Genomic DNA, 24,616 nt, shown 5'->3' with positions numbered 1-24,616 from the left:
GATCTTGCGACATTCTGATGCGAGCAATGATTCATATTTGAGATCAAGGCCTTAGCGAGCTTTTTGGATCAAGGCGAGCCTTCAGTTTCGCGTCATTATCCCAGCCATGGAAAGTAGTTCGTCGAAATCCGGGTTACTACGAACTGCTACAAGCCGGACACTACGCCCAGTGCATCGCCGCTCGATTCAACGTTGCGGCATGCGAGGGCCCGCGGTGTTCGGCGGCGCCCCGCAATGCGCCTTTCATCTCGCCATTTTGGGGATTCAAATGAAGAAGACGTTTCTGGCCGTCGCGTTGCTGACCGGCTTTGCCGGCGCCGCGCAGGCCGCCGATTCCGTGACGCTGTACGGCTTGATCGATGCTGGCCTCGGTTACGAAAAAGTGAAGTTCAAGGGCAATTCGCAGAGCCGCATCGGTGCGGTTCAGGGCGTGAGCAGCGGTTCGCGCTTTGGCCTGCGCGGCACGGAAGACCTGGGCGACGGCCTGCGCGCCGTGTTCACGCTGGAAGGCGGCTTCGGTCCCCTGAACGGCAAGTCGCTGCAGAACGACCGTCTGTTCGGCCGCCAAGCGACGGTTGGTCTGGACAGCGATTCTTGGGGCCGTCTGGAATTCGGCCGTCAGACGAACCTGGCGTCGAAGTACTTCGGCTCGATCGACCCGTTCTCGATCAGCTACAACAACGCCAACATGGGTACGACGTTCGGCAGCGCCAACACGATGCGCCTGGACAACATGGTCCTGTATCAAACCCCCAGCCTGGGCGGTTTGAAGGTCGGCCTCGGCTACGCGTTCAGCGCGGACGACACCGTCACGGACACGACGCAGAAGGGCTTTGCCACGGGCAACAACAACCGAGTGATCACCGCCGGTGTGCAGTACGTCAACGGCCCGCTGAATCTGGCGGCCGCCTACGACCGCTTCAACCCGTCCAACGACCGCGTCGGCGGCAAGGACGCAGCGCGCATCCAGGAATACATCGTCGGCGGTTCGTACGACTTTGAAGTCGTGAAGATCGCGGCGGCTTTCGGCCAGACGCGTGACGGCTGGTTCGTCGGCCAGAACATGGGCACGACGCCCGACGGCATGAACAAGCTGGGTTCGTTCAAGCTGGCTGATGGCTTCCGCGCCAATTCGTACATGATCGGCGCCACCGTGCCGATGGGCCGCCACGCCGTGTTTGGCTCGTGGCAGCGCGCCACCGCCAGCAACGACAAGCTGACGGGCGACGACGCAACGTTCAACGTGTACAGCCTTGGCTACACGTACGACTTCACCAAGCGCACGAACCTGTACGCGTACGCCTCGTATGGCGACAACTACGCGTTCCAGCACGACGCGACCGACACGGCTGTCGCCGTCGGCCTGCGCCACCGTTTCTAAGCGTCAGGACGTCCGGCTGGACCTTGCTGAATGTGCGGGCCATTCTCCGTGGACCGCTGAGTGACAGCGAACCCCCCCTAGATCGGGTTCAGCCGGGCGCGCCTTGCGCACAGAAGGGAAGGGCCGCCGCAAGGAGGCCCTCTCGCATTCAGGACGCCTGAAGCGCAGCGGCTACAGGAAGAGCTTGTACGCCGGGTTGTCGGTTTCGTTCCAATGCGGATAGCCCAGTTCCGCCACGAAGTTGCGGAACTGCTTCTTGTCCGCCGGCGGCACCTGGATGCCGATCAGGATGCGGCCATAGTCGGCACCCTGGTTGCGGTAATGGAACAGGCTGATGTTCCAGTCGGGATTCATCGCATTCAGAAAGCGCATCAGCGCGCCCGGCCGCTCGGGGAATTCAAAGCGGTACAGCAGTTCGTTGCGCGCCAGCGCCGAACGGCCGCCCACCATGTGGCGCAAGTGGGTCTTGGCCATTTCGTCGTGGGTCAGGTCCAGCGTGTCGAAGCCGTGGCGGCGGAAATTCGCCGCGATCTTGTCAGGTTCTGCGGCCGAAGACACCTGGATGCCGACGAACACGTGGGCGCGGTCCGCGTCCGAGATGCGGTAGTTGAATTCGGTGACGCTGCGTTCGCCCACCAATTCGCAGAAGCGGCGGAAGCTACCGCGCTGCTCGGGCATGGTGACCGCGAAGACGGCTTCGCGCATTTCGCCGACCTCGGCGCGTTCGGACACGAAGCGCAGCCGGTCGAAGTTCATGTTGGCGCCGCAGGCAATCGCCACCAGCGTCTTGTTTTTCAGATTGTGTTCGGCCGCGTACTGCTTGGCGCCGGCCACGGCCATCGCGCCGGCCGGCTCCAGCACGCTGCGCGTGTCCTGGAAGACATCCTTGATGGCGGCGCAGATCGCATCGGTGTTGACCACCACGTAGTCGTCCACATATTTGCGCGCCAGCTTGAAGGTCTCGGCGCCGACCATCTTGACCGCCGTGCCGTCCGAGAACAGGCCCACGTCGTTCAACTGAACGCGGCGGCCCGCGCGCACGCTGCGCAGCATGGCGTCGGAGTCCTCGGTCTGCACGCCGATGATCTTGATCTCGGGGCGCAGCTGCTTGATGTAGGCCGCCACCCCGGCGATGAGGCCGCCGCCGCCGATCGCCACGAAGATCGCGTCGATGTGGCCGGGATGCTGGCGCAGGATTTCCATGCCCACGGTGCCCTGGCCGGCGATCACGTCGGGATCGTCGAACGGATGGACGAAGGTCAGCTTCTCTTTCTTTTCCAGCACCTGCGCATGCGCGTAGGCGTCCGAAAAGCTCTCACCGGCCAGCACGACCTCGCCGCCCAGGCGGCGCACGGCGTCGATCTTGACCTGCGGGCTGGTCGTGGGCATGACGATCACGGCGCGGCAGCCAAGCCGGCTGGCCGCCAGCGCAACGCCCTGGGCGTGGTTGCCGGCCGAGGCCGCGATCACGCCGCGATTGCGCGCCGCCGGCGTGAGGTTGGCCATCTTGTTGTACGCGCCGCGCAGCTTGAAGCTGAACACCGCCTGGGTATCTTCGCGCTTGAGCAACATCGTGTTCGACATCCGCTGCGACAGCAGCGGCGCCGCCTCGAGCGGGGATTCGACCGCGACGTCGTAAACCTTGGAAGTCAGGATGCGTTTCAGATAATCAGTGGACATGGACCGCGCAACAGGCAAGAGTGAGGACTGGCCAAGATTATTGCAGGGAAATGCGTGTCGCCTTCCGGGATTCCCGCGGCTACACTGCCGCAACCATGGAAGAAAGTCTCTTATCCGCAGTTCATTGGCTCCTGGGCGTGCTGGCATTGCCCTCAGTCGGCCTGTCGGCCATCTTCACCGTTTCGCTCGTGTCCGCGACGCTGCTGCCCCTGGGCTCCGAGCCGGCGGTGTTCGGCTACATCAAGCTTTCGCCGGACATGTTCTGGCCCGCCATCCTGGTGGCCACCGCAGGCAACACCGTGGGCGGAGCCATCAGCTACGCGATGGGCCTGGGCGCCGAAAAGGCGGTCGAGCGCTGGAAGGAAAAGCACCCGCATCCGCATCCCAAGGCGACCGAGGGTGGCCGCATGCGTGGCCGCTGGAACGAGCGCGCCCATGACTGGCTGCACCGGATGGGACCGCCCGCGCTGCTGTTGTCCTGGTTGCCCGCGGTGGGCGATCCCCTATGCGCGGTTGCCGGCTGGTTGCGCCTGTCGTTCTGGCCCTGCGTGTTCTACATGGCCATCGGCAAATTCATGCGCTATCTGTTCATGACCGCCGGGCTGCTCTGGTTCTTTCCTGGGAAAATCTAGCCCTGACGCCGGACTTAAACGGGGACGGTACATGCCGTCCCCGGCGCGCTTTTGGACGCCTTGCCAGACTTATTAGGGGTCAAGTCGGGACAATGGCATAAAATACTTTTTTAAGGGCCCCCTCTTGCCGCCATGAACGCCCCACTCGCCAGCCACATCTTGAACGGGGCGATGCCGCCCGCCGCACCCGCGCGATTGCGCGAAATCCCCTATAACTACACGTCGTTTTCCGACCGCGAAATCGTGGGCCGGTTATTGGGTGAAGACGCCTGGAGCCTGCTGAGCGACCTGCGCGGCGAGCGCCGCACCGGCCGTTCCGCCCGGATGCTCTACGAAGTGCTGGGCGATATCTGGGTCGTGCGCCGCAATCCTTATCTGCAGGACGACCTGCTCGACAATCCCAAGCGCCGCAAGCAGCTCATCGAAGCGCTGCATCACCGCCTGGGCGAAATCGACAAGCGCCGCGATCCGAGCGCGCCCGCTGAAGCCGGCCACGATCCGCATCGCGACGAAAAGGTCGTCGGTCTGCTGGCCCGGGCGCGTTCCGCCATTGCGGCGTTTGAGGGCGAATTCGACCAGACCGCCATGATGCGCAAGCAGGCGCAGAAGGTGCTGGGCCGCATCACGGCGCGCGACAACATCAAGTTCGACGGCCTGTCGCGCGTGTCACACGTCACGGACGCGACCGACTGGCGCGTGGAGTACCCCTTCGTGGTGCTGACGCCGGACACCGAGGACGAGATCGCCGCGCTGGTCACCGCCTGTATTGAACTGGGCCTGACCATCGTGCCGCGCGGCGGCGGCACCGGCTACACCGGCGGCGCCATTCCGCTGACCTGGAAGTCGGCGGTCATCAACACCGAAAAATTCGACAAGCTGGGCAAGGTCGAGTCCTGTATCCTGCCCGGCCTCACCGAGCCCGTCGCGGTCATCCATGCCGGCGCCGGCGTGGTCACCAAGCGCGTTTCCGAAGCGGCCGAGGCCGCCGGCTTCGTGTTCGCCGTAGACCCGACGTCCGCCGAAGCCTCCTGCGTGGGTGGCAACATCGCCATGAACGCCGGCGGCAAGAAGGCCGTGCTGTGGGGCACCGCGCTGGACAACCTGGCCTGGTGGCGCATGGTCGATCCGGACGGCAACTGGCTGGAAGTCACGCGCCTGGACCACAACATGGGCAAGATCCATGACGTGGAAGTGGCCCGTTTCGAGCTCAAGTGGTTCGACGGCAAGGGCAAGCCCGGCGAGCGCCTGCTCAAAACCGAAACGCTGGAAATCCAGGGCCGCGTGTTCCGCAAGGAAGGCCTGGGCAAGGACGTGACGGACAAGTTCCTGGCGGGGCTGCCCGGCATCCAGAAGGAAGGCTGCGACGGTCTCATCACGTCGGCGCGCTGGGTGCTGCACCGCATGCCGCGCCATACGCGCACCGTCTGTATGGAGTTCTTCGGGCAGGCGCGCGACGCCATCCCGTCGATCGTCGAGGTCAAGGGCTACCTGGACGGCGAAGGCAAGGCGCGCGGCGCCATCCTGGCCGGCCTGGAGCATCTGGACGAACGCTACCTGCGCGCGGTCGGCTACGCCACCAAGAGCAAGCGCGGCGTGCTGCCCAAGATGGTCCTGATCGGCGACATCGTCGGCGACGATGACGACGCAGTGGCCGCGGCCGCCAGCGAAGTCGTGCGCCTGGCCAATACGCGCCACGGCGAAGGCTTTGTCGCTGTCAGCCCCGAGGCGCGCAAGAAATTCTGGCTGGACCGCTCGCGCACCGCCGCGATCGCGCGTCACACCAACGCCTTCAAGATCAACGAAGACGTCGTGATCCCGCTGCCCCGCATGGGCGAATACACGGATCACATCGAGCGCATCAACATCGAATTGTCGACCAGCAACAAGCTCAAGCTGCTGGGCGAGCTTGACGCGTACCTGTGCACGCCGCTGCCGGTCGGCAAGATCGACGACGCCGACATCGAGACCACGCGCGCCGAGGTGCTGGCCGAACGTACCCGACAGGCCATCGAACTGATCGCCGCCACGCGCCAGCGCTGGCAGTGGCTGCTGGACAACCTGGACCTGCCGCTGGGCGATGCGCTGCCGCAACTCGAAGGCCTTGGCCTGGGCGAGCTCCACGCCACGCTGACCGCACGCCTGGCCGCGCAACCCGGGGCCCGCGTCTTCGACGTGGTGCAGGACCGCACCATCCGCGTCTCCTGGAAGACCGAAGTGCTGGCCGGCCTGCAGCGCGCCTTCTCGGGCGCCGCGTACAAGAAAATCGTCGACGAGCTCGTTGCCATCCATGCCCGCGTGCTCAAGAGCCGCGTGTTCGTCGCGCTGCACATGCACGCCGGCGACGGCAACGTGCACACCAACATCCCGGTCAACTCGGACGACTACGAAATGCTGCGCGAGGCTCACGCGGCCGTCGAGCGCATCATGCAGATCGCCCGCGACCTGGATGGCGTGATTTCGGGCGAGCACGGCATCGGCCTGACCAAGTACGAGTTCCTGACCGAAGCCGAACTGGCCCCGTTCCAGGACTACAAGCGGCGCGTGGACCCGAACGGCCACTTCAATGCCGGCAAGCTCATGCCCGGCGCGGACCTGCGCCACGCCTGGACGCCCAGCTTCAACCTGATGGGCCACGAGTCGCTGATCATGCAGCAGAGCGACATCGGCGCCATCTCGGAATCCATCAAGGACTGCCTGCGCTGCGGCAAGTGCAAGCCGGTGTGCGCCACGCATGTGCCGCGCGCGAACCTGTTGTATTCGCCCCGCAACAAGATCCTGGCGACGTCGCTGCTGGTCGAAGCCTTCCTGTACGAAGAACAGACCCGTCGCGGCGTGAGTCTCAAGCACTGGGAAGAATTCGAGGACGTGGCCGACCACTGCACCGTCTGCCACAAGTGCTACAACCCATGTCCGGTCGATATCGACTTCGGCGACGTGTCGATGAACATGCGCGCCGTGCTGCGCCGCATGGGCCGCAAGTCGTTCAATCCGGGCACGGCCAGCGCCATGTTCTTCCTGAACGCCAAGGATCCGGCCACCATCAACGCCACCCGCAAGGCGATGGTGGGCGTGGGCTACAAGGTCCAGCGCGCCGCGCACGACCTGTTCTCGGGCCTGGTCAAGAAGCAGACCGCCAAGCCGCCAGCCACGGTGGGCAAACCGCCGCTGCGCGAGCAGGTGGTGCACTTCGTGAACAAGAAGATGCCCGGCGGACTGCCCAAGCAGGCCGCACGCAAGCTGCTCGACATCGAAGACGCGAACTACGTGCCGATCATCCGCGATCCCAAGGCCACCACGGCCGACACGGAAGCGGTGTTCTACTTCCCGGGCTGCGGTTCCGAGCGCCTGTTCTCGCAAGTGGGCCTGGCTACGCAGGCGATGCTTTGGCATGCGGGCGTGCAGACCGTGCTGCCGCCGGGTTACCTGTGCTGCGGCTATCCTCAGCGCGGCAACGGCATGACGGACAAGGCCGAGCAGATCATCACCGACAACCGGGTGCTGTTCCACCGCGTGGCCAACACGCTGAACTACCTGGACATCAAGACCGTGGTGGTCAGCTGCGGCACCTGCTACGACCAGCTTGCCGGGTATGAATTCGAAAAGATCTTCCCCGGCTGCCGGCTGATCGACATCCACGAATACCTGCTGGAAAAAGGCATCAAGCTGGAAGGCGCCAAGGGCGTGCGCTACATGTACCACGACCCCTGCCACACGCCGATGAAACTGCAGGAACCCATGAAGACGGTGCGGGCGCTGGTGGGCGATGGCGCGGTCAAGAGCGACCGCTGCTGCGGCGAGTCGGGCACGTTGGCGGTCAGTCGTCCGGACATCTCGACGCAGGTGCGCTTCCGCAAACAGGAAGAACTGCTCAAGGGCGACGCCGCGATGCGCAGCGACGGCTTCACGGGCGACGTGAAGGTCCTGACCTCGTGCCCGTCGTGCCTGCAGGGCTTGTCGCGTTACGAGGGCGACACCAAGATGGAAGCCGACTACATCGTGGTCGAGATGGCCCGCCACATCCTGGGCGAAGGCTGGATGGAAGACTACGTGCGCCGGGCGAACGCAGGCGGCATCGAACGCGTCCTGGTGTAGGCCTCAGCACGCGCCAGATGGAAACCGCGGCCAGCGATGGCCGCGGTTTTTTTTGCGCTGCCGGACTGGGGGCCGCGCGTGTTTTGCCGGACTGAAAAGCCCTCTTGAAACTCCAAAAACCGATCCCATACTCGGACTGAAGCGATCAGACCTGCGGTCGCGCAAGTCGCGGCTGTGATGCGTCTGCATCGGTCCCTTTTTTCGTTCGAGGAGACCTTCATGAGCAACTTTCCTTTCAACGATAACGGCTTTGCCAGCGCGTTCGACGCGATCCAGGAGCACATGGGCCGCGTGCTGCGCAATGCCGGCGTACCAGCTGCCTTGCGGGCGACGCCGCAGGCGTACTTCCCACCCGTCAACGTCGGCGTGTCAGGCGATTCCATCGAAGTCGTCGCCTTCGTGCCCGGCATGGACCCCGAAGGCCTGAACGTGTCGATCGAGAAGAGCCTGCTGACCATCAGCGGTGAACGCAAGCCGCAGGAACTTCCCGAAGGCGCCCGCTATTACGCGCGCGAACGTACGCAGGGCCGCTACACGCGCATCATCGAGCTGCCTGCAGACGCGGATCCCGATAACGTGCAGGCGCGCTATACGGACGGCTGCCTCGCCATTTCCATCAAGCGTAAGGAATCGGCCAAGCCGCGCACCGTGACCGTGCAGTGACCCGCCAACGCAACCGCATAGGAGTATCGATCATGAATGAACGCAAAGACCTGACCGTGCCCGCCGAAGCGGCCGTGTCTGACAAGCGCGACGGGCGCGGCGTGACCGTGCCGGCCGTGGACATCTACGAGGACAAGGAAGGCATCACGCTGCTTGCGGATCTGCCGGGCGTGTCCAAGGAACGTTTGCACATCAACGTCGAGGCCGACGTGCTGCAGATCGAAGGCGAAGCTGCCGTCGAGACCCCCAGCGACCTGCGGCTGGTGCTGGGCGAAATGCGCGCGCCGCTCTTTCGCCGGTCGTTCCGGTTGGGACAGGAGTTCGACCGCGCGCAGATCAGTGCGAGCCTGAAGCAGGGCCTTCTGACGCTGCGCATTCCGCGCGTGCGCGAGGCGCAGCCGCGGCAGATTCCTGTCGTGGCGGGGTGATTTGCGCCTCAGGGCGCGATTCGCGACCAAGGTGTCGGACACCTGTTGAGATGGCGTCGCAAGCTGACGACCCTCTCCGCCGGGTGTCTGACACCGTCTCAAACACGCCCATGAAAAAAGCCGCGGTCCGATGACCGCGGCTTTCCCATTGCTGCATGACGCCGGGGGCAATCACTCCAGCTTGATGTTCGCCTTCTTGATGACGTCCGCCCAGCCGCTGCGCTCCTGATCGGCATACGTCTTGAAATCCTGCGCCGACATCGGCATGGGGATGACGCCCATGTCCAGCATCTTCTGCGACACCGCGGGCGACTTGAGCGTGGCGTCCAGATCCGCGGACAGCTTCTTCACCACCGCGTCGGGCAGACCGGCCGGGCCGACCAAGCCTTGCCAGGCGTAGGCCGTGAAATTGGCGACGCCCTGTTCGGCCATCGTCGGGACATCCGGCAGCACCGTCACGCGTTCGGGCGTCGCGGCGGCGAGCACGCGCAGCTTGCCGGCCTTGACGTTGGGCAGGCCCGAACCCAGATCGATGAACATCATGTCCACCTGGCCGCCCAGCAGATCCTGGATGGCGGGCGCGGCGCCCTTGTACGGGACGTGCAGCACGTTGGCGCCGGTGCGCTGCTTGAACAGTTCCAGCGCCAGGTGATGCGGCGAGCCTGCGCCGGCGGAGGCCGACGTCAGCTTGCCGGGTTCCTTCCTGGCCGCGGCGAGCACGTCTTCGACCGTCTTGTACGGCGAGTTGACGTTCACGGCCAGCAGCAGCGGGAACTTGGCGATGCCGCCGATGTAGGTGAACTTGGCGGGGTCGTACGACAGCTTGGCGTACAGCGACGAATTGAAGGCCAGCGTGCCCGAGTCGGCGGTGCCCACCAGGTAGCCGTTCGGTTCCGCCTGGGCGATGGCCGTGGCGCCAATGATGGTGCCGGCGCCCGGACGGTTCTCGACCACGATGGTCTGGCCCAGCGTCTTTTCCAGGCTGCTGGCCACCGTGCGTGCGACCACGTCGGTGCCGCCACCGGCGGGGTAGGGAACGATCCAGCGGACCGGTTGCGTGGGCCAGGACTGGGCGGCGGCCGCGGTGGCGGCCAGCGATAGGGCGGCAAGCGCCAGCAGGCGCTTTGCGTGCTTGTGCATGGAGTGTCTCCTCGTGCGGGGTATCGTGAGCGCGGCGTCCGCGTGTTGATCGACGTCAACTTGCGCCGCATATTTTTTGCGTGGCTATTATGCCTTGCGCCTACGCAAAAAGGGGCCCGTGATCTGGGCCCCCTCAAATCGTCACGCGCCAGCCTATTGCCGCTGCGACAAGTGCGCGTGGGTCCGCGTTATTGCGGATCCGGATAGTGCCGCGCGCCAAAGATGGCCGAACCGATGCGCACCTCTGTCGAGCCTTCCTCGATGGCCAGTTCGAAGTCGCCGCTCATGCCCATCGACAGCCGGTCCAGCGCCACGCCGGGAATGTTCTCCTGCACCAGACCATCACGCAGCTCGCGCAGCGCGCGAAAGCAGGCGCGGACTTCGTCGGCATCGGGCGAATTGACCGCCAGGGTCATCAGGCCCTGCACACGCAGCGTCGGGTATTCCGAGGCAATGCGGCGCAGGAAGGGGCCGACCTCCTCGGGCTCCATGCCGAACTTGCTGGGCTCGGACGAGGTCTTGACCTGCACCAGCACGTCCAGCGTGCGGCCCTCATTTTGCAGACGGCGGTGCAGGGCATCGGCCAGCTCCACGCGGTCCAGGGATTGCACTTCCGCCGCGTCGCGCGCGGCATCCTTGGCCTTGTTGGTCTGCAGGTGGCCGATGAGCACCCATTGCAGCCCGTCGTCTTCGAACGCGGCGGCCTTCTGGCGGATCTCCTGCGTCTTGTTTTCGCCGAAGCGCGTCAGGCCCAGCGCCATCGCCTCGCGGATGGCGTCCTCGCCGAACGTCTTGCTGACGGGCAGCAAAGTCACGCTGCCCGGTGCGCGGCCCGCGCGCTCGCAGGCCTCGTGGATGCGTTGCTGGATCTGGGCGAGGCGCCCGGCCATGGTGTCTTCGGCGGTCATGCAGCTCTCTGGCAAAAACAGGAAGTCCCATAGTGTAGGACGGGTTTCGGACCCGCCGCCCCGCGGGTATCCGCCGCCCCGAATCCCGCCGTTGACCCTGTCTGATCGGCAGGCTTAGAATTTGCGGAGATTTGTTTATATTTCAAAGTTCTATGCCGTCCGGCGCCGCCCATTCGGGCGACACGTTTCCCTCTTAATCAGCCCCCACGCCATGTCCAGTGCAGCGCCCGAATACGTCTTTGCCACGCCTTTCCTGAATCCCCCCGCCTCGCCCATCCGATCGCTCATGCCCTACGCCATGCGTCCGGGCACCATTTCGCTGGCCGGCGGCTATCCGGCCCAGGAATTGTTCGACGTCGACGGCTTGTCGATCGCGTCGTCGCAGGTCACGGCCCGGCTGGGCGCCTGCCTGCAGTATTCCAACATCGACGGCCAGGCCAGCCTGCGGCATGAGCTGGCGCGCCTGTCCGCGGCGCGTGGCCTGCACTGCAATGCCGACACCGAACTTGTCGTGACGGGCGGCTCGCAGCAGGCGCTGGCGCTCCTGACCCGCGTGATGCTGCAACCGGGCGACCACGCCATCATCGAGTCGCCGGCCTTCCCGAATTCCGTGCAGGCCCTGCGCTACACGGGCGCCACGGTGCACACCGTGCCGTCGGGCCCTGATGGCATCGACGTGGACGCGCTGGACGAACTGGCCGCGCGCGTGAAACCCAAGATGGTCTGCGTCGTCGCCTCGTTCTCGAATCCCTGCGGCGCCACCCTGACGCGTGAGCGCCGGCTGCGCTTGCTTGAACTGGCGGTCAAGCACCGGTTCCTGATCGTCGAGGACGATCCCTACAGCGAACTGCGCTTCGCCGGCGAAGCCGTGCCGCCCATCGCGGCATTGGCAGAGGGCGAGGCCCGTCACTGGGCGGTGTACATGGCCAGCATGTCCAAGACGATGGCGCCCGCGCTGCGTATCGGCTGGCTGGTCGCGCCGCCCGAGATCCGCCGCCGCTGCGTCGGCGCCAAGGCGGCCGACGACATGGCGTCCTCGGCCTGGATCCAGGAAATCGTTGCGCAGTACCTGGCGAACGGCCGCTACGACGAACACGTGCCGCGCATCCGTGCCGCCTATGGCCTGCGCTGCGCCGCCATGGCTGACTCGCTGGCGCGGGAACTGGACGGGCGCATCACTTTCAGCAAGCCCGAGGGCGGCATGTTCTTCTGGGCGCGGCTGACGGGCGACGTGGATGCCACGCGCCTGTTGCCCTACGCGATCGAGCACGAGGTGGTCTACGTGCCGGGCAAGGCGTTTTACGCCGACCCGGCGAAGGCGGATCTCTTTGCCATGCGCATGTCGTTTGCCACGATGAACGAAAGCCAGATCGCGCAGGGCATGGTCCGCCTCGGCCGCGCGCTGGACGCGTGCCAGGCCAACGAACCGGTGTCGATCTCGCTGGCGGCTTGACGGCGCGCAGCGCCACGCCCGCCCCGCATTGCTATCCTTTCTGCGCAGGCCGCCGGCATCCGCCGGCGGCATACCTAAATAAGCGCTCGTTATTTGGCGGGGGCGCTTCATGTCTATAAGCTTCTTGCCTTGGCGCGCTTTCGCGCCCGGTAGCAGAAAGGAATCCAGGTCATGAACATTGCAAAAGGGTTGGTGGGCGCGGCGCTCTTGATGGCAGCCGCGCAGGGCGCGCAGGCGGCGACGCTGGACGTCGTGAAACAGCGCGGCGCCGTGGCGTGCGGCACGACCACGGGCTTTGCAGGCTTTTCCGCCCCTGACGCGCAAGGCAAATGGCAGGGCCTGGACGTGGACCTGTGCCGCGCCATCGCCGCTGCGGTGTTCGGCGACGCGAACAAGATCAAGGTGGTGCCGCTCAATTCGCAGCAACGCTTCACCGCGCTGCAATCCGGCGAAGTCGACGTGCTGACCCGCAACACCACCGTGACGCAGCAGCGCGACACGGCGCTGGGCATCATCCACGCCGGCATCAACTTCTACGACGGCCAGGGCTTCCTGGTGCACAAGTCGCTGGGCGTGAAAAGCGCCAAGGAAATCAACGGCGCCACCATCTGCCTGCAGACCGGCACGTCCAACGAAAACACGCTGGCCGACTGGGCGCGCGCCAACAACGTGACGTACAAGCCGGTCGTCATCGAGACCTTCAACGAGGTCGTCAACGCGTTCGCGTCTGGCCGCTGCGACGTGTTCTCGACCGATGCGTCAGGTCTGGCGTCGATCCGCATCTCCAAGCTGCAGAATCCCGACGACTATGTCGTGCTGCCCGAGATCATCTCCAAGGAACCGCTGGGCCCGTTCGTTCGCCAGGGCGACGACGCGTGGCTGAACATCGTGCGCTGGTCGCTGTCAGCCATGATCGAAGCCGAGGAATACGGCGTGACGTCCAGGAACGTGGACGAACAGGCCAAGAGCGCCAACCCCAACATCAAGCGCATCCTGGGGGTGACGCCGGGTGGCGGCGCCAACCTGGGGTTGGACGAGAAGTGGGCGTACAACATCGTCAAGCAGGTGGGCAACTACGGCGAGAGTTTTGAGCGGAATGTGGGCGAGGGCAGCCCGCTGAAGATCAAGCGTGGCCTGAATGCGCAGTGGACGCAGGGCGGGTTGATGTACGCGTTGCCGATTCGATGATTTGGCGGCATTGGCTACGCGCCCAGTGCGGCGCGTAGCTGGATCGCCCTCTATGACCAAACGCCCCGGACTCGGGGCGATTTCTTTTTGGTTAACCGCGTTGGTTAGCCGCGCCGATACACCTGGGCGATCTTCACGAACGCCACGCGCAGTTCCCGCGTGCCGCCCTGAAAAATCACGGGCTTTCCACGGTGCGTGAACACGACGAGCCGCTTTGAAAACACCATGGGTACGAACCGCGCGAAGCGCACGTCTTCCCAGGCGACTTCGCGCCGGGTGAACCAAGTCTGGCGGATGCCGCGGTCGTCGATCGTGGTGATGGATGTCTGCATGTGCCACGACACGAACAGCAGCGCCACGAAGCACAGCACCACGGCCACCGCCAAGAGCGTGTCAAAAGGCTGCGAGGGCGCGCGGATTGCGGTGGTGACGACCTGCACGCCCAGCACGGCAAGCAACACCCACGTCAGAATGCGCACCCAGTCCGGCCAGGCCTGGCCCGCCAGGGGCAACGGGCCGATGGCGCGGAGCAGCGCCGCGAGGTCTTCGGGCGCGGAGGGGGCATTCTGCGTGGTCATGCGGTGCGGGTCATGCGGCGCAGATCAAGCCGCGCGCTTGGCGGCGATGGCGTTGCCGGCGCGGCTGGAGCCCTTGCGGTTCAGATGCGCCGACATCCATTGACCGATGTCGACCACGGCGTCGAAGTCCACGCCGGTGTCGATGTCCAGACCCCGCAGCATGTACAGCACGTCTTCTGTCGCGACATTGCCGGTGGCGCCCTTGGCATAAGGGCAGCCCCCCAGGCCGGCCACCGAGGTGTGGAAGATGGAGATGTCGGTTTCCAGCGCCGCCAGGATGTTGGCCAGCGCCTGGCCATAGGTGTCGTGGAAATGGCCGGAGATGCGCGCCGGGTCCACGACGCGCGTGACTGCGGCCATGACTTCGCGCACGCGTTTGGGCGTGCCCACGCCGATGGTGTCGGCCACGTCGATCTCGTCGACCTGCATCGCCAGGTAGCGTTGCGCCACGTCGACCACGGCTTCGACGGGGACTTCGCCCTGGTAGGGACAGCCCAGCGCGCAGCTGATGCTGCCGCGCACGCGAATGCCGGCTTCGCGCGCCGCCTGCACCACGGGTTCGAAGCGCGCGATGGATTCGGCGATCGAGCAATTGATGTTCTTCTGCGAAAAGGCCTCGCTGGCGGCGCCGAAGATCACGATCTCGTCCGCGCGGGCGGCCAGCGCCCCTTCAAAGCCCTTCATGTTCGGCGTCAGCACGGAGTAGATGGTGCCGGGCCGGCGCTCGATGCGCGCCATCACGTCGGCGCCGTCGGCCATCTGCGGCACCCATTTGGGCGACACGAACGACGCGGCTTCCACATTGGGGAAGCCCGCGGCGCTGAGGCGGTTGACCAGTTCCACCTTGATGTCGGTGGGGACGAATTCCTTTTCGTTCTGCAGACCATCGCGGGGCGATACCTCGACGATCTTCACGCGGGAGGGCAATGCCATGTCTCTTCCTGTATCGGTATTGGGTGACCGGCGCTACAAGGCTGCGGCGCTGCCGAACATATTAGCGCCATCGCATCCGGCCCCGTTGCGGTGCTAGTGCAAACGCTGGTAGCGGCCGTCATCCAGGCGGGCGATGCGGCCCTGCAATTCCAGTTCAACCAGTTGCGTCTGCAGGGCGGCGGTTTCCAGCCCGCAGCGCGCCTGGATGGCGTCCAGGTGCAGCGGGTCAAAGCCCAATGCGTCCAGCACGGGATGCGGGGAGAGCACGACGGGCGCGTCCTTGCGGGCGGGCTGCGGCGGCGTGGGTCCGCCGCCCAATTCATCCGTGATGTCCATGGCCGTCTCGACCAGCTTGGCGCCCTGGCGGATCAGGGCATGGCAGCCGCGCGACAGCGGCGAATGGATGGAGCCGGGAATGGCGAAGACCTCGCGTCCGCATTCACCGGCAAGCCGCGCCGTGATCAGCGATCCGCTCTGCTTGGCGGCCTCTACCACCAGCACGCCGCGCGCCAGGCCCGCCACGATGCGATTGCGCTTGGGAAAGTGTTGCGGCCGTGCGCCCGTGCCCAGCGGCAGCTCGGACACCAGCGCGCCGTGCGCCGCAATGCGATGCGCCAGATCGCGGTGGCTGGCCGGATAGATGCGGTCGATGCCTGTTCCCATGACCGCCACGGTGCCTGCGCCCTTGGGACCCGCATCCAGCGCGCCCTCATGCGCCGCGGCATCGATGCCCAGCGCCAGGCCGCTGACGACGCGCCAGCCCGCGCCGGCAAGGTGCCGCGCAAAGGCACGCGCGATTTCCTGCCCGCCGGGCGTGGCGTTGCGCGCGCCAACGACCGCCAGCGATGGTCCCTGCAGATAGGCCGGGTCGCCCGCGACGTAGAGCAGGATCGGCGGATCGGCGATGGTCAGCAGGCTTTGCGGATAGGTGGGATCGGCCAGCGTGAGGATGTGGCGGCCGGGCGCCTGCACCCATTCCAGCGCGCGCTCGACCTGTTCCGCCATGTCGGCCGGCATGGGCGCGGCCAGCTGGCGCGCCAGCGCTTCGGGCACGTGCCGCGACAGCGCAGTGGCGCGTTGCGCGTAGATCTGGTCGGGCAGACCCAGCGCGCTAAGTAGCATGCAGGCGGTGGCCGAACCGATGTTGGGTTCGAGGGACAACCGCAGCCAGGCGGCGAGTTCGTCGGAGGATTGCGTCAGCGGCATGAAACGGGCGGAAAAGGACGCGGAAAACGCGTCGGGGGTCCGAGAGTGTCGCATGCGTCGTGTGCGGCGGCGGGCGACGGGTGGATCGATACGCGCGCAGCGAGCTGTCGCCGGAATGCTAGAAAAAAGGGTGCCGTAGCAATGTCCGCAATGCCGGAATTAGCCGAAAACTATTAGAAATCAAGACTCTAATGAATTAAACTCTCGGACAAGCATTCCTACTGGCATCCCCATTCAATGGCTTTACTTCCCATCCTTCGCTACCCGGACCCGCGCTTGCACAAAAAGGCCAAGCCGGTTGCCGAGGTCGACGACCGCATCCGCCAACTCGTGCGCGACATGGCCGAAACCATGTACGACGCGCCGGGTGTGGGTCTGGCCGCGACCCAGGTCGACGTGCATGAGCGCGTGGTCGTGATCGACGTTTCCGAAGACAGCAATCAGTTGCTGACGCTGATCAATCCCGAGATCACCTGGCGCAGCGACGACTACAAGATCTACGAAGAAGGCTGTCTGTCCGTTCCCGGCGTGTACGACGAAGTGGAACGCGCGTCGCGCATCCGCTGCAAGGCGCTGGACATCGACGGCAAGCCGTTCGAGTTCGAAGCCGACGGCCTCCTGGCCGTGTGCGTGCAGCACGAGCTGGATCATCTTGAAGGCAAGGTGTTCGTGGAATACCTGTCGAACCTCAAGCAGAACCGCATCAAAACGAGGCTCAAGAAGGCGGAGCGGGAAGCGCTGCGCGCCTGATCCCGGGGCCTGACTTCGGCCCATTCCCGCCCTCGCGCCTTCGTTCACCTCTTCAGCAGTCCACCTCATGCGCATCGTTTTTGCCGGCACCCCGGAATTCGCCCGTATCGCGTTCGACGCCCTGCGGGCGGCCGGCCACGACATCCCCTTGGTCATGACGCAGCCGGACCGGCCGGCGGGGCGGGGCCTGAAGCTCACGCCCAGCCCGGTCAAGCAGGCCGCGCTGGACGCCGGCATCGCCGTCGCCCAGCCGCGCAGCCTGCGCCTGGATGGCCGCTATCCCGACGAGGCCGCCGAAGCGCGCGCCCTGCTGGAAAGCGTGGCGCCCGATGTCATGGTGGTGGCGGCGTATGGATTGATCCTGCCGCAATGGGTGCTGGAGTTGCCGCGTCTGGGCTGCCTGAACATCCACGCCAGCCTCTTGCCGCGCTGGCGCGGCGCGGCGCCGATCCAGCGCGCGATCGAAGCGGGCGATGCGCGCACCGGCGTCACCATCATGCAGATGGACGAGGGCCTGGATACGGGCGACATGCTGCTCGAACGCATCGTGCCGATTTCCGACGATACCAATGCGGCGCAGTTGCACGACGCGCTGGCCGAGGCCGGTGGCGAAGCCATCGTCGCGGCGCTGGACGCGCTGGCCAAGGGCGGCCTGACCGCGCGCAAGCAGCCGGAAGACGGCGTGACTTACGCGGCCAAGCTGGACAAGGCCGAAGCCGCGCTCGATTGCACCCAGCCCGCCGAATTGCTGGCGCGCCGCGTGCGCGCCTTCAATCCGGTGCCCGGCGCCAGCATCCGCCTGCCAGGACTGCCCGATGCGGTGAAGGTCTGGCGTGCGCAGGCGCTGGACGAGGCCACCACCATGGCCGCGCCGGGCAGCGTGTTGCGCGCCGACGCGGCGGGCATCGACATTGCCACCGGTCAGGGCGTGCTACGTCTGCTTGAACTGCAAAAGGCGGGCGGCAAGCGCCAACCCGTGGATGTGTTCGTGCGCGGCTGGCAGCCGGCCTGAACCTGCTTCAAGACGGATCACGCCCGGCGGCACGCGAGGCATCAGCCCTTGTGGCGCGCCGCCAGCAGATCCAGGTAGGCGCCCGACAGCAACTGCTCGGGCGCGACGCCCAGCCCGGCCATCAGCGTGCGGGCTTCTTCCATTCCCGCCTCGACGGTCTCGCCCTCGCGCAGCACCACTTCCAGTTCCAGGAATTCGCCCAGGCCTTCCACCCGGTCCAGATGGATGCGGGTGCGCCCGGCCATGAAGACCGTACGGTGCTTTTTCACGCGGCCGATCACGCCGTAGGCGTGCGATAACGCCTCGCGCAGGGTGTTGGGTTCGTCCGTGGGCGAAATGACGTAGAAGCTTTCCTTGGGACCGCTGTCGTCGGCGCGCTGATAGAAGATCAGCTCGCCCGAGCCATCTGCGAAGGCGCGCAGTTTCAAGCGGCCATTGGCGCACGTGAAGAAGGTGTCGTCCTGGTCGAGGAACGCCGGTTCCTGGCCGGACAGCGCCGCGGCCAGGTGTTCGATGGCGTCCAGGCTGTCGACCCGCGCCTTGATTTCGACGTTGCGTGCCATGGGCGCCTCGGAGTTCAGTAAAGCGAGCTGGCCACGCGCGCGGGCAGGTCGCGGTCGTAGGCCACGCCGTCAAACGTGCCGGACGTCAGGTCGGAAAGCATCCGGCCAACGCTGGGAAGCGCGGTGCGGGGAATCTGCGTGTCCGGATCCCAGAGGCGCGAGCGCAGCAGCGCGCGCGAGCACTGGAAGTAGACCTTGTGCACGTCGACGATCAGCACGGAGCGCGGCAGCTTGCCGTCCATCTCGAAGCGCGCCAGCAGTGCGGGGTCGACGCTGATGCGCGCCGCGCCGTTCACGCGCAGCGTCTCGCCCACGCCCGGCACCAGGAACAGCAGGGCCACCCGCGGATCGGCGATGACGTTGAGCAGGCTGTCCACGCGGTTGTTGCCCCGGCGGTCTGGCAGGAGCAACGTCTTTTCGTCTTCCACCACGACGAATCCGGCGGGGTCGCCGCGTGGCGAGGCGTCCAGCCCGTCCGGTCCCGCGGTCGCCAGCAGCGCAAAGGGCGCGGCTTCGATGAACGCGCGGTAGTGCGGATGCACGTGGTCAACCTCCTTTTTCAGGGAGGCTTCGCCGGGCGAACCGTAAAGCGCTTGCAGGGCGTCGGCGTCGGTAATCAGGTGGGCGGGATCGGTGTGCATGGGATCTGGGCGTTACGCCAGTGCGTTGGGAAGGTCTTCGACCGTCAGGAAGAGTTCATCGGGGCCGCGGCCCCGCAGGGCGTCCGGGTGGTTATAGCCCCAGGCGACCGATCCGACGCGCACGCCCGCCTTGCGGGCTGCATCGATGTCGCGCATTTCGTCGCCCACCAGCAGAAAGCGCTCCGGCGCGGTGCCGTGCTGCTTGAGCAGGCGGTCGATCTTGGCGGCCTTGCCGAACAGGTCGGTGCCGCATTCGTAGTCGTCAAAGAGCGCGGCGGTTTCTTCGCCCAGCACGCGCTGCACGTTCTCGACGGAGTTGGAACTGACCACCGCCAGGCGCAGGCCGCTCGCCTTCAGGCGGGCCAGCGCGTCGGGGATGCCGTCGAACAACTGGACGCTGGGGTCGATGTCCTGCATCAGCGTGCGCACGTGCGTCATGATCGCGGGCAGCTTCCACAGCGGGATGTTCAGGTACTTCAGGATCTCCATCGCGTCGCGGCTGCGCAGTTGTTCGCGCTCGGCCGCGTCGATCTGGCGGAAGTTGTACTTGTCCGCGACGGTGTTGAGGATGGAGTTGAACCACGGCATGGTGTCTGCCAGGGTTCCGTCAAAGTCGAAGGCTGCGATGTCGTATTTCAATTCTTGAATCCAGTGCCGGCAGGCCGGTCAAGGACGCCCGTTTCACAGGCGCCTTGCGCGAGCCCTACACGCCGTGCGGGTGAAGAAGATAGTGCACGACCGGCGCCAGGTCTTCAAGCGGCGGGGCGCCGGCGACCACGCGCGCCGCGCTGGTCCAGGGATAGTCCAGGGCCAGCAGCCAGCCGAACACCGCGGCCGAATTGGCGGGCGGCAGGCTGACCATGGTTTCGATCGTGATGGTCAGGCGTTTGGCGCGATACGGGTCGGGCTGAAACGCCCAGTCGTAGCGGCCACAGCCCACGCGCACGTTGCCGGTGGCTTTTTCCGTCATGCCGACCAGCCAGTCGCAGTGGTACTCGGACAGGCGCGCATCGGCGTCCGGGCGCGACAGGTAAAAGGTGTAGACGTTGTCGTAGGTCTGACCGAACTTGCGCACCAGCGTGTCGGTGATGGCGGCCAGGCCATGCGATTCGGGCGGAAAGGCGATGGCCTGCGTACGCAGGGCCATCTTCAGCACGGCGTCGGGCGCAAAGGCACGGGCCATGTAATGCGGGCGGTTCTCGTCCTTCGCGTGAAAATAGTCGCGCAATACGGACTCGGTGCAGGCGGGGAACAACGAATCGGTGGGCATTGCGGGGGGCTTCCGTTCAGGTCTCAAGCGTCGGTGTCAGGGCTTTCTGACCGGATCGAACCATTTCGAGACGTTGGGCGGCTCGTAGATGGCGTAGCGATCCAGCAGCAAGGCGGGGTCTTCTTCCACCACCAGCATGTCGCGATGCTGGGGACGGATGAATGCTTCTTCCACGGTGTGGTCGATGAATTGCATCAGGGCATCGTAGTACCCGGCGACGTTCAGCAGTCCGCAGGGCTTCTGGTGCATGCCCAGCTGCGCCCAGGTCCATACCTCGAAGAACTCTTCCAGCGTGCCGGCGCCGCCGGGCAAGGCGATGAAGCCATCTGACTTCTCCATCATCATGGCCTTGCGCTCGTGCATGTTCTGCACCATGTGCAGCTCCGTCAGCCCCAGATGCGCCTGTTCCTTCTTCAGGAGCAGTTCGGGAATCACGCCGATCACGCGGCCGCCGCCGGCCAGCACTTCATTGGCCACCACACCCATGATGCCGACGATCGATCCGCCGTACACCAGGCCCAGGTCGCGCTTGACGAGTTCGCGCGCCAGCACGCGGGCCTGCTCGATGTAGTCCGGGCGCGTGCCCGGGTTGGAGCCGCAATACACGCAGATATTCTTCAGGGTCATAAAAACGGTGGGAAATTGCCGGCCGCGTTACAGATTGCGTCACGATGCCTTTCGCGAAGCCGATAGTTTACGCAAGGTTGCGCAGGAGCCTTTTTGCGGCCGGCGCGGTCCGGCCGCGTGGCGCGGGCAATGTTTGGACACAGCATGTTCCGGCATGGCCGGTAGACTGAATATTGCGAAAACGACTGGAAGTCCAGCGTCGTGCTGCTTTCACTGACTAGAGGAGCTAACGATATGGAACAAGCAACCCGCACCCCGCAGCAAACCAAACGTCCCTTCGATATGGACGTGCAGGCGATTCGCGCCAAGGCGCGCAAGGACATCGAATCCGGCGCCATCACGGACACCTACCGCGCAGACCGCGAAACCGTGCTGAAGCTCCTGAATGAAGCGCTGGCGACCGAAGTGGTCTGTGTGCTGCGCTATAAGCGCCACTACTTCATGGCCCGCGGCCTGAACGCCGAACCCGTCGCCGCCGAGTTCGCCGAGCATGCGACGCAGGAACAGGAACACGCCGACAAGCTGGCCGAGCGTATCGTGCAGTTGGGCGGCGAGCCGGATCTGTCGCCCAAGGGGCTGCTGGAGCGCAGCCACTCGGAATACGTCGAAGGCAACACGCTGGAAGAGATGATCAAGGAAAACCTGATCGCCGAGCGGATCGCCATCGACAGCTATCGCCAGATGATCGAGTACATCGGCGAACAGGACACGACCACGCGCCGTCTGCTGGAAGAAATCCTGGCCGTTGAAGAGGAACACGCCGACGATCTGTCGGACTTCCTGGAAAAGTGACGCGGCGCTGATCCGCCAAAGCAAAACGCCGTCCGGCGCGCGATGCGCCGGACGGCGTTTGTTCTGAAGACGCCCTGGATCAGACCACGTCGGCCCAGAGATCGTATTCGTCGGAGTCGGTGACGCGCACGCGCACCATGTCGCCCGGCTGCAGGGGCTTGTCCGAACTGACGTAGACGCAGCCGTCGATTTCAGGCGCGTCGGCGGCGCTGCGGCCCACGGCGCCGTCTTCGTCGACCTCGTCGATCAGCACGTCGATCTCGCGGCCCACCTTGAGCGCCAGGCGCTCAGCCGAAATGGTTTGCTGCAGCGCCATGAAACGCTCCCAGCGGTCCTGCTTGACGTCGTCCGGCACCGGATCGTCCAGCAGGTTGGCGGGCGCGCCTTCGACGGGCGAATACTGGAAACAGCCCACGCGGTCGAGCTGCGCTTCCTGCATCCAGTCCAGCAGGTACTGGAAGTCTTCCTCGGTTTCGCCGGGAAAGCCCACGATGAAGGTCGAACGGATCGTCAGGTCCGGACAGATCTCGCGCCAGCGCTTGATGCGCGCCAGCGTCTTGTCCTCGAAGGCCGGGCGCTTCATCAGCTTCAGGATGCGCGGGCTGGCGTGCTGGAACGGAATATCCAGGTACGGCAGGATCTTGCCCTCGGCCATCAGCGGAATCACTTCGTCTACGTGCGGGTACGGATACACGTAGTGCAGGCGCGTCCAGACGCCCATTTCAGACAAGGCCATACAGAGCTCGGTCATGCGCGTCCTGACCGGGCGGCCGTTCCAGAAGCCGCTGCGGTACTTCATGTCCACGCCGTACGCGCTGGTGTCCTGCGAGATCACCAGCAGCTCTTTGACGCCCGCCTTCACCAGACGCTCGGCTTCGTTCAGCACGTCGCCCACGGGACGGCTGACCAGGTCGCCGCGCATCGAGGGGATGATGCAGAAGCTGCAGCGATGATTGCAGCCTTCGGAGATCTTCAGGTAGGCGTAGTGGCGCGGCGTGAGCTTGACGCCCTGCGGCGGCACCAGGTCCACGTAGGGGTTGTGGTCGGTGCGCGGGGGCGCTGCGCTGTGCACGGCGCGTACGACCTCTTCATATTGCTGAGGGCCGGTCACCGACAGCACGCTGGGGTGCACGTCGCGGATCACCGATTCTTCGACGCCCATGCAGCCGGTCACGATGACCTTGCCGTTTTCGGCAAGGGCCTCGCCGATGGCTTCCAGCGATTCGGCCTTGGCGCTGTCGATGAAGCCACAGGTGTTGACGACGACCACGTCCGCATCGTTGTACTCGGGCGTGACTTCGTAGCCTTCGGTGCGCAACTGGGTCAGGATGCGTTCGGAGTCGACCAGTGCCTTCGGACAGCCCAGCGATACGAAGCCCACGCGCGGCGCGCGGCCGGGGTTGGCCTCTTGCGCGGCGGCCGTGATGGCATCGAGCGTGGCGTTGTTGCCGTTGCTGGGGGCAGCGCCGGCGCCTTTGCCGGGGCGGGAATGTTCAATAACTTCCAATCTAATTCACCGTAGGTTCGCGCACGGGCATTCGGCGTGCGGCGGGGTCATCGTCAAAGATTCAGGGCCAGGCCGGAGCGTCCTGGGAGGACAGGTGGCGCAGCGTTTCCGGATGAAGCATGGCGACGCGCAGCAAGGTCTGCGCGGCGCCGGAGGGGTTGCGCCGGCCTTGCTCCCAATCCTGCAAGGTGCGCACGCTTACTCCCAACAACTCCGCGAAATCCGCCTGCGGCAGGCCCACGCGATTGCGCGCTTCGCTGATATGCGACGCCTGCCACCGGACGGACCGGGCAGGCGGTACAGCCTTCTTCATAACTCAATCACTGGGAGGGGGCGGTGCGGCATTCATTCGCGCCGGCGGGCATTCGGCCGGCGGCCGCACCGATGGGGATAGCGGGGCAGCGCAGGATTATACGGCATTGCCGTAGGCGGGGATAGCACGGGATGGTGGGGCCCGTCTGGCAACTGGGGACGGAAAGCCGCGTGGAACCGGGGCCCGCGATTCAGGCCGCAGTGCGGCGATACAGCGCCAGCGTGCCCGCCAGTCCGATCAGCATGCCGCCGCAGATCCGGTTCAGCCAGCGCAGGCCGCCTGCCCGGAAGGCGCGCACCATCTGCGCGCCCAGCGCCGCATAGGCCAGCATCGTCGCCACGTTCAGCAGCGCCAGCACGCCGGCCAGGATGGCGTACTGGGCGGGCAGGGGAGCCGTGGGGTTGATGAATTGGGGAAGGAAGGCCGACATGAACAGCAGGGCCTTGGGATTGGTCAGGGCCACGACGAAGCTGCGCAGGCCCAGCGACAGACCGGCGGGGCGGCTATCGCGGGCGTGTTCGGACGGCAGCGTCAGCGCCGCGTCCGAACGCAGGAGTTTCCAGCCCAGCCAGGCCAGGTACGCGGCGCCCACCCATTTGACGATCTGGAAGGCGACCTCGGAGGCGGCCAGCAGCACACCCAGGCCGCAGGCCACTGCGCCGATCAGGACCAGATCCGCCAGCACCGCGCCGCCCATGCCCCAGCAGGCGGCGCGCACGCCGTGGCGCGAGCCGTTGCTCATGGCGAGCAGCGTGGTGGGGCCGGGCGTGACGATGGCGACGGCAGAGGCCAGGACAAACAGCAGCAGCGTGGCGAGGGTCATGACGGGGCTCCAGGGCAGGGAGCCAGTGTGCCGCGC

Annotated in this window: 24 protein-coding genes; 10 read left to right on the top strand and 14 right to left on the bottom strand. The window is 65.6% G+C overall.

Going from position 1 to position 24,616, the window contains the following annotated elements; translation table 11 throughout:
• Window positions 1-268 precede the first annotated feature (268 nt).
• Window positions 269-1,381 (top strand): porin, encoded by a 1,113-nt coding sequence (locus AB3147_RS26615; protein ID WP_175122047.1) that lies wholly within the window; start codon window positions 269-271, stop codon window positions 1,379-1,381.
• Between the two features lie 171 nt (window positions 1,382-1,552).
• Here the strand turns inward: AB3147_RS26615 and ilvA are convergent, their stop codons facing one another.
• Window positions 1,553-3,061: a threonine ammonia-lyase, biosynthetic gene (gene ilvA / locus AB3147_RS26610; protein ID WP_175122048.1), complete on the bottom strand. Its 1,509-nt coding sequence runs from the start codon at window positions 3,059-3,061 to the stop codon at window positions 1,553-1,555.
• Window positions 3,062-3,156: 95 nt separating this feature from the next.
• On the opposite strand from ilvA, the gene AB3147_RS26605 reads away from it, so the two are divergent.
• The 4 genes from AB3147_RS26605 (at window position 3,157) to AB3147_RS26590 (ending at window position 8,876) form a co-directional block, all read left to right on the top strand.
• On the top strand, window positions 3,157-3,693 hold the full coding sequence (locus AB3147_RS26605; protein ID WP_175122049.1) for a YqaA family protein: 537 nt from the start codon (window positions 3,157-3,159) through the stop codon (window positions 3,691-3,693).
• A gap of 132 nt (window positions 3,694-3,825) precedes the next feature.
• Window positions 3,826-7,785, top strand: a complete 3,960-nt coding sequence (locus AB3147_RS26600) for a DUF3683 domain-containing protein (protein WP_218342603.1) — start codon at window positions 3,826-3,828, stop codon at window positions 7,783-7,785.
• Between the two features lie 219 nt (window positions 7,786-8,004).
• Entirely contained in the window at window positions 8,005-8,448 is a 444-nt protein-coding gene (locus AB3147_RS26595; RefSeq protein WP_175122051.1) for an Hsp20/alpha crystallin family protein, read from the top strand.
• Window positions 8,449-8,480: 32 nt separating this feature from the next.
• Window positions 8,481-8,876 (top strand): Hsp20/alpha crystallin family protein, encoded by a 396-nt coding sequence (locus tag AB3147_RS26590; protein ID WP_175139002.1) that lies wholly within the window; start codon window positions 8,481-8,483, stop codon window positions 8,874-8,876.
• A 171-nt stretch (window positions 8,877-9,047) separates the two neighbouring features.
• Here the strand turns inward: AB3147_RS26590 and AB3147_RS26585 are convergent, their stop codons facing one another.
• Together AB3147_RS26585 and AB3147_RS26580 are read right to left on the bottom strand one after the other, a co-directional pair.
• Complete coding sequence (locus AB3147_RS26585; RefSeq protein WP_367353401.1) at window positions 9,048-10,016, bottom strand: Bug family tripartite tricarboxylate transporter substrate binding protein; 969 nt, start codon at window positions 10,014-10,016, stop codon at window positions 9,048-9,050.
• 188 nt (window positions 10,017-10,204) lie between these two features.
• Window positions 10,205-10,924 carry a YggS family pyridoxal phosphate-dependent enzyme gene (locus AB3147_RS26580; protein ID WP_367353400.1) on the bottom strand — a complete coding sequence of 240 codons (720 nt, stop codon included), beginning with the start codon at window positions 10,922-10,924 and terminating at the stop codon, window positions 10,205-10,207.
• Between the two features lie 211 nt (window positions 10,925-11,135).
• Here AB3147_RS26580 and AB3147_RS26575 point away from each other — a divergent pair, with 211 nt between their 5' ends.
• Window positions 11,136-12,377: an aminotransferase-like domain-containing protein gene (locus tag AB3147_RS26575; protein WP_175122055.1), complete on the top strand. Its 1,242-nt coding sequence runs from the start codon at window positions 11,136-11,138 to the stop codon at window positions 12,375-12,377.
• Window positions 12,378-12,548: 171 nt separating this feature from the next.
• Window positions 12,549-13,565, top strand: coding sequence for an amino acid ABC transporter substrate-binding protein (locus AB3147_RS26570; RefSeq protein WP_175139005.1), 1,017 nt, complete (start codon window positions 12,549-12,551; stop codon window positions 13,563-13,565).
• A gap of 104 nt (window positions 13,566-13,669) precedes the next feature.
• On the opposite strand, the gene AB3147_RS26565 is transcribed toward AB3147_RS26570, so the two are convergent.
• The 3 genes from AB3147_RS26565 to dprA form a co-directional block, all read right to left on the bottom strand.
• Entirely contained in the window at window positions 13,670-14,143 is a 474-nt protein-coding gene (locus AB3147_RS26565) for a hypothetical protein (protein ID WP_175122057.1), read from the bottom strand.
• Between the two features lie 24 nt (window positions 14,144-14,167).
• The gene (locus AB3147_RS26560; RefSeq protein ID WP_175122058.1) at window positions 14,168-15,076 is read right to left on the bottom strand and encodes a hydroxymethylglutaryl-CoA lyase; all 909 of its coding nucleotides are present in this window, start codon (window positions 15,074-15,076) and stop codon (window positions 14,168-14,170) included.
• A gap of 93 nt (window positions 15,077-15,169) precedes the next feature.
• On the bottom strand, window positions 15,170-16,282 hold the full coding sequence (gene dprA, locus AB3147_RS26555) for a DNA-processing protein DprA (RefSeq protein ID WP_367353595.1): 1,113 nt from the start codon (window positions 16,280-16,282) through the stop codon (window positions 15,170-15,172).
• Window positions 16,283-16,519: 237 nt separating this feature from the next.
• Here dprA and def point away from each other — a divergent pair, with 237 nt between their 5' ends.
• Both def and fmt read left to right on the top strand, forming a co-directional pair.
• Window positions 16,520-17,032, top strand: coding sequence for a peptide deformylase (def, locus tag AB3147_RS26550; protein ID WP_175122059.1), 513 nt, complete (start codon window positions 16,520-16,522; stop codon window positions 17,030-17,032).
• A 67-nt stretch (window positions 17,033-17,099) separates the two neighbouring features.
• Window positions 17,100-18,044: a methionyl-tRNA formyltransferase gene (fmt, locus tag AB3147_RS26545; RefSeq protein WP_367353399.1), complete on the top strand. Its 945-nt coding sequence runs from the start codon at window positions 17,100-17,102 to the stop codon at window positions 18,042-18,044.
• A 41-nt stretch (window positions 18,045-18,085) separates the two neighbouring features.
• On the opposite strand, the gene AB3147_RS26540 is transcribed toward fmt, so the two are convergent.
• From AB3147_RS26540 to AB3147_RS26520, 5 genes are all read right to left on the bottom strand, one after another.
• Entirely contained in the window at window positions 18,086-18,607 is a 522-nt protein-coding gene (locus tag AB3147_RS26540; RefSeq protein WP_367353398.1) for a class IV adenylate cyclase, read from the bottom strand.
• A 14-nt stretch (window positions 18,608-18,621) separates the two neighbouring features.
• The gene (locus tag AB3147_RS26535; protein ID WP_367353397.1) at window positions 18,622-19,248 is read right to left on the bottom strand and encodes a pyridoxamine 5'-phosphate oxidase family protein; all 627 of its coding nucleotides are present in this window, start codon (window positions 19,246-19,248) and stop codon (window positions 18,622-18,624) included.
• 12 nt (window positions 19,249-19,260) lie between these two features.
• Window positions 19,261-19,887, bottom strand: coding sequence for an HAD hydrolase-like protein (locus tag AB3147_RS26530; RefSeq protein WP_175122063.1), 627 nt, complete (start codon window positions 19,885-19,887; stop codon window positions 19,261-19,263).
• A 64-nt stretch (window positions 19,888-19,951) separates the two neighbouring features.
• Window positions 19,952-20,518, bottom strand: coding sequence for a hypothetical protein (locus AB3147_RS26525; protein WP_175122064.1), 567 nt, complete (start codon window positions 20,516-20,518; stop codon window positions 19,952-19,954).
• 36 nt (window positions 20,519-20,554) lie between these two features.
• The gene (locus AB3147_RS26520) at window positions 20,555-21,145 is read right to left on the bottom strand and encodes an LOG family protein (protein ID WP_175122065.1); all 591 of its coding nucleotides are present in this window, start codon (window positions 21,143-21,145) and stop codon (window positions 20,555-20,557) included.
• Window positions 21,146-21,379: 234 nt separating this feature from the next.
• Here AB3147_RS26520 and AB3147_RS26515 point away from each other — a divergent pair, with 234 nt between their 5' ends.
• The gene (locus tag AB3147_RS26515) at window positions 21,380-21,937 is read left to right on the top strand and encodes a ferritin-like domain-containing protein (protein WP_175139008.1); all 558 of its coding nucleotides are present in this window, start codon (window positions 21,380-21,382) and stop codon (window positions 21,935-21,937) included.
• Between the two features lie 79 nt (window positions 21,938-22,016).
• Here the strand turns inward: AB3147_RS26515 and rimO are convergent, their stop codons facing one another.
• The 3 genes from rimO to AB3147_RS26500 form a co-directional block, all read right to left on the bottom strand.
• Window positions 22,017-23,363 carry a 30S ribosomal protein S12 methylthiotransferase RimO gene (rimO, locus tag AB3147_RS26510; RefSeq protein WP_175122773.1) on the bottom strand — a complete coding sequence of 449 codons (1,347 nt, stop codon included), beginning with the start codon at window positions 23,361-23,363 and terminating at the stop codon, window positions 22,017-22,019.
• Between the two features lie 142 nt (window positions 23,364-23,505).
• Entirely contained in the window at window positions 23,506-23,757 is a 252-nt protein-coding gene (locus AB3147_RS26505) for a helix-turn-helix domain-containing protein (RefSeq protein WP_175122067.1), read from the bottom strand.
• Window positions 23,758-23,947: 190 nt separating this feature from the next.
• Window positions 23,948-24,580 carry a LysE family translocator gene (locus AB3147_RS26500; RefSeq protein ID WP_175139009.1) on the bottom strand — a complete coding sequence of 211 codons (633 nt, stop codon included), beginning with the start codon at window positions 24,578-24,580 and terminating at the stop codon, window positions 23,948-23,950.
• Between the last annotated feature and the right edge of the window lie 36 nt (window positions 24,581-24,616).

Origin of the sequence: Achromobacter animicus (assembly GCF_040775605.1) — a bacterium.
GTDB classification, from domain to species: Bacteria; Pseudomonadota; Gammaproteobacteria; order Burkholderiales; family Burkholderiaceae_B; genus Achromobacter; species Achromobacter animicus.
The sequence above is the reverse complement of the archived record's forward strand: the minus strand, read 5'-3'. Positions and strand labels throughout refer to the sequence as shown.

What these genes read in the sequence shown, in the direction of transcription:
- AB3147_RS26560 (WP_175122058.1), bottom strand. Translation starts at nt 15,076, where the DNA reads ATGGCATTGCCCTCCCGCGTGAAGATCGTCGAGGTATCGCCCCGCGAT.
- AB3147_RS26535 (WP_367353397.1), bottom strand. Translation starts at nt 19,248, where the DNA reads ATGCACACCGATCCCGCCCACCTGATTACCGACGCCGACGCCCTGCAA.
- AB3147_RS26580 (WP_367353400.1), bottom strand. Translation starts at nt 10,924, where the DNA reads ATGACCGCCGAAGACACCATGGCCGGGCGCCTCGCCCAGATCCAGCAA.
- AB3147_RS26575 (WP_175122055.1), top strand. Translation starts at nt 11,136, where the DNA reads ATGTCCAGTGCAGCGCCCGAATACGTCTTTGCCACGCCTTTCCTGAAT.
- AB3147_RS26585 (WP_367353401.1), bottom strand. Translation starts at nt 10,016, where the DNA reads ATGCACAAGCACGCAAAGCGCCTGCTGGCGCTTGCCGCCCTATCGCTG.
- AB3147_RS26590 (WP_175139002.1), top strand. Translation starts at nt 8,481, where the DNA reads ATGAATGAACGCAAAGACCTGACCGTGCCCGCCGAAGCGGCCGTGTCT.
- def (WP_175122059.1), top strand. Translation starts at nt 16,520, where the DNA reads ATGGCTTTACTTCCCATCCTTCGCTACCCGGACCCGCGCTTGCACAAA.
- AB3147_RS26615 (WP_175122047.1), top strand. Translation starts at nt 269, where the DNA reads ATGAAGAAGACGTTTCTGGCCGTCGCGTTGCTGACCGGCTTTGCCGGC.
- fmt (WP_367353399.1), top strand. Translation starts at nt 17,100, where the DNA reads ATGCGCATCGTTTTTGCCGGCACCCCGGAATTCGCCCGTATCGCGTTC.
- AB3147_RS26595 (WP_175122051.1), top strand. Translation starts at nt 8,005, where the DNA reads ATGAGCAACTTTCCTTTCAACGATAACGGCTTTGCCAGCGCGTTCGAC.
- AB3147_RS26600 (WP_218342603.1), top strand. Translation starts at nt 3,826, where the DNA reads ATGAACGCCCCACTCGCCAGCCACATCTTGAACGGGGCGATGCCGCCC.
- AB3147_RS26520 (WP_175122065.1), bottom strand. Translation starts at nt 21,145, where the DNA reads ATGACCCTGAAGAATATCTGCGTGTATTGCGGCTCCAACCCGGGCACG.
- AB3147_RS26525 (WP_175122064.1), bottom strand. Translation starts at nt 20,518, where the DNA reads ATGCCCACCGATTCGTTGTTCCCCGCCTGCACCGAGTCCGTATTGCGC.
- AB3147_RS26540 (WP_367353398.1), bottom strand. Translation starts at nt 18,607, where the DNA reads ATGGCACGCAACGTCGAAATCAAGGCGCGGGTCGACAGCCTGGACGCC.
- AB3147_RS26570 (WP_175139005.1), top strand. Translation starts at nt 12,549, where the DNA reads ATGAACATTGCAAAAGGGTTGGTGGGCGCGGCGCTCTTGATGGCAGCC.
- AB3147_RS26505 (WP_175122067.1), bottom strand. Translation starts at nt 23,757, where the DNA reads ATGAAGAAGGCTGTACCGCCTGCCCGGTCCGTCCGGTGGCAGGCGTCG.
- AB3147_RS26605 (WP_175122049.1), top strand. Translation starts at nt 3,157, where the DNA reads ATGGAAGAAAGTCTCTTATCCGCAGTTCATTGGCTCCTGGGCGTGCTG.
- AB3147_RS26565 (WP_175122057.1), bottom strand. Translation starts at nt 14,143, where the DNA reads ATGACCACGCAGAATGCCCCCTCCGCGCCCGAAGACCTCGCGGCGCTG.
- dprA (WP_367353595.1), bottom strand. Translation starts at nt 16,282, where the DNA reads ATGCCGCTGACGCAATCCTCCGACGAACTCGCCGCCTGGCTGCGGTTG.
- AB3147_RS26500 (WP_175139009.1), bottom strand. Translation starts at nt 24,580, where the DNA reads ATGACCCTCGCCACGCTGCTGCTGTTTGTCCTGGCCTCTGCCGTCGCC.
- AB3147_RS26515 (WP_175139008.1), top strand. Translation starts at nt 21,380, where the DNA reads ATGGAACAAGCAACCCGCACCCCGCAGCAAACCAAACGTCCCTTCGAT.
- ilvA (WP_175122048.1), bottom strand. Translation starts at nt 3,061, where the DNA reads ATGTCCACTGATTATCTGAAACGCATCCTGACTTCCAAGGTTTACGAC.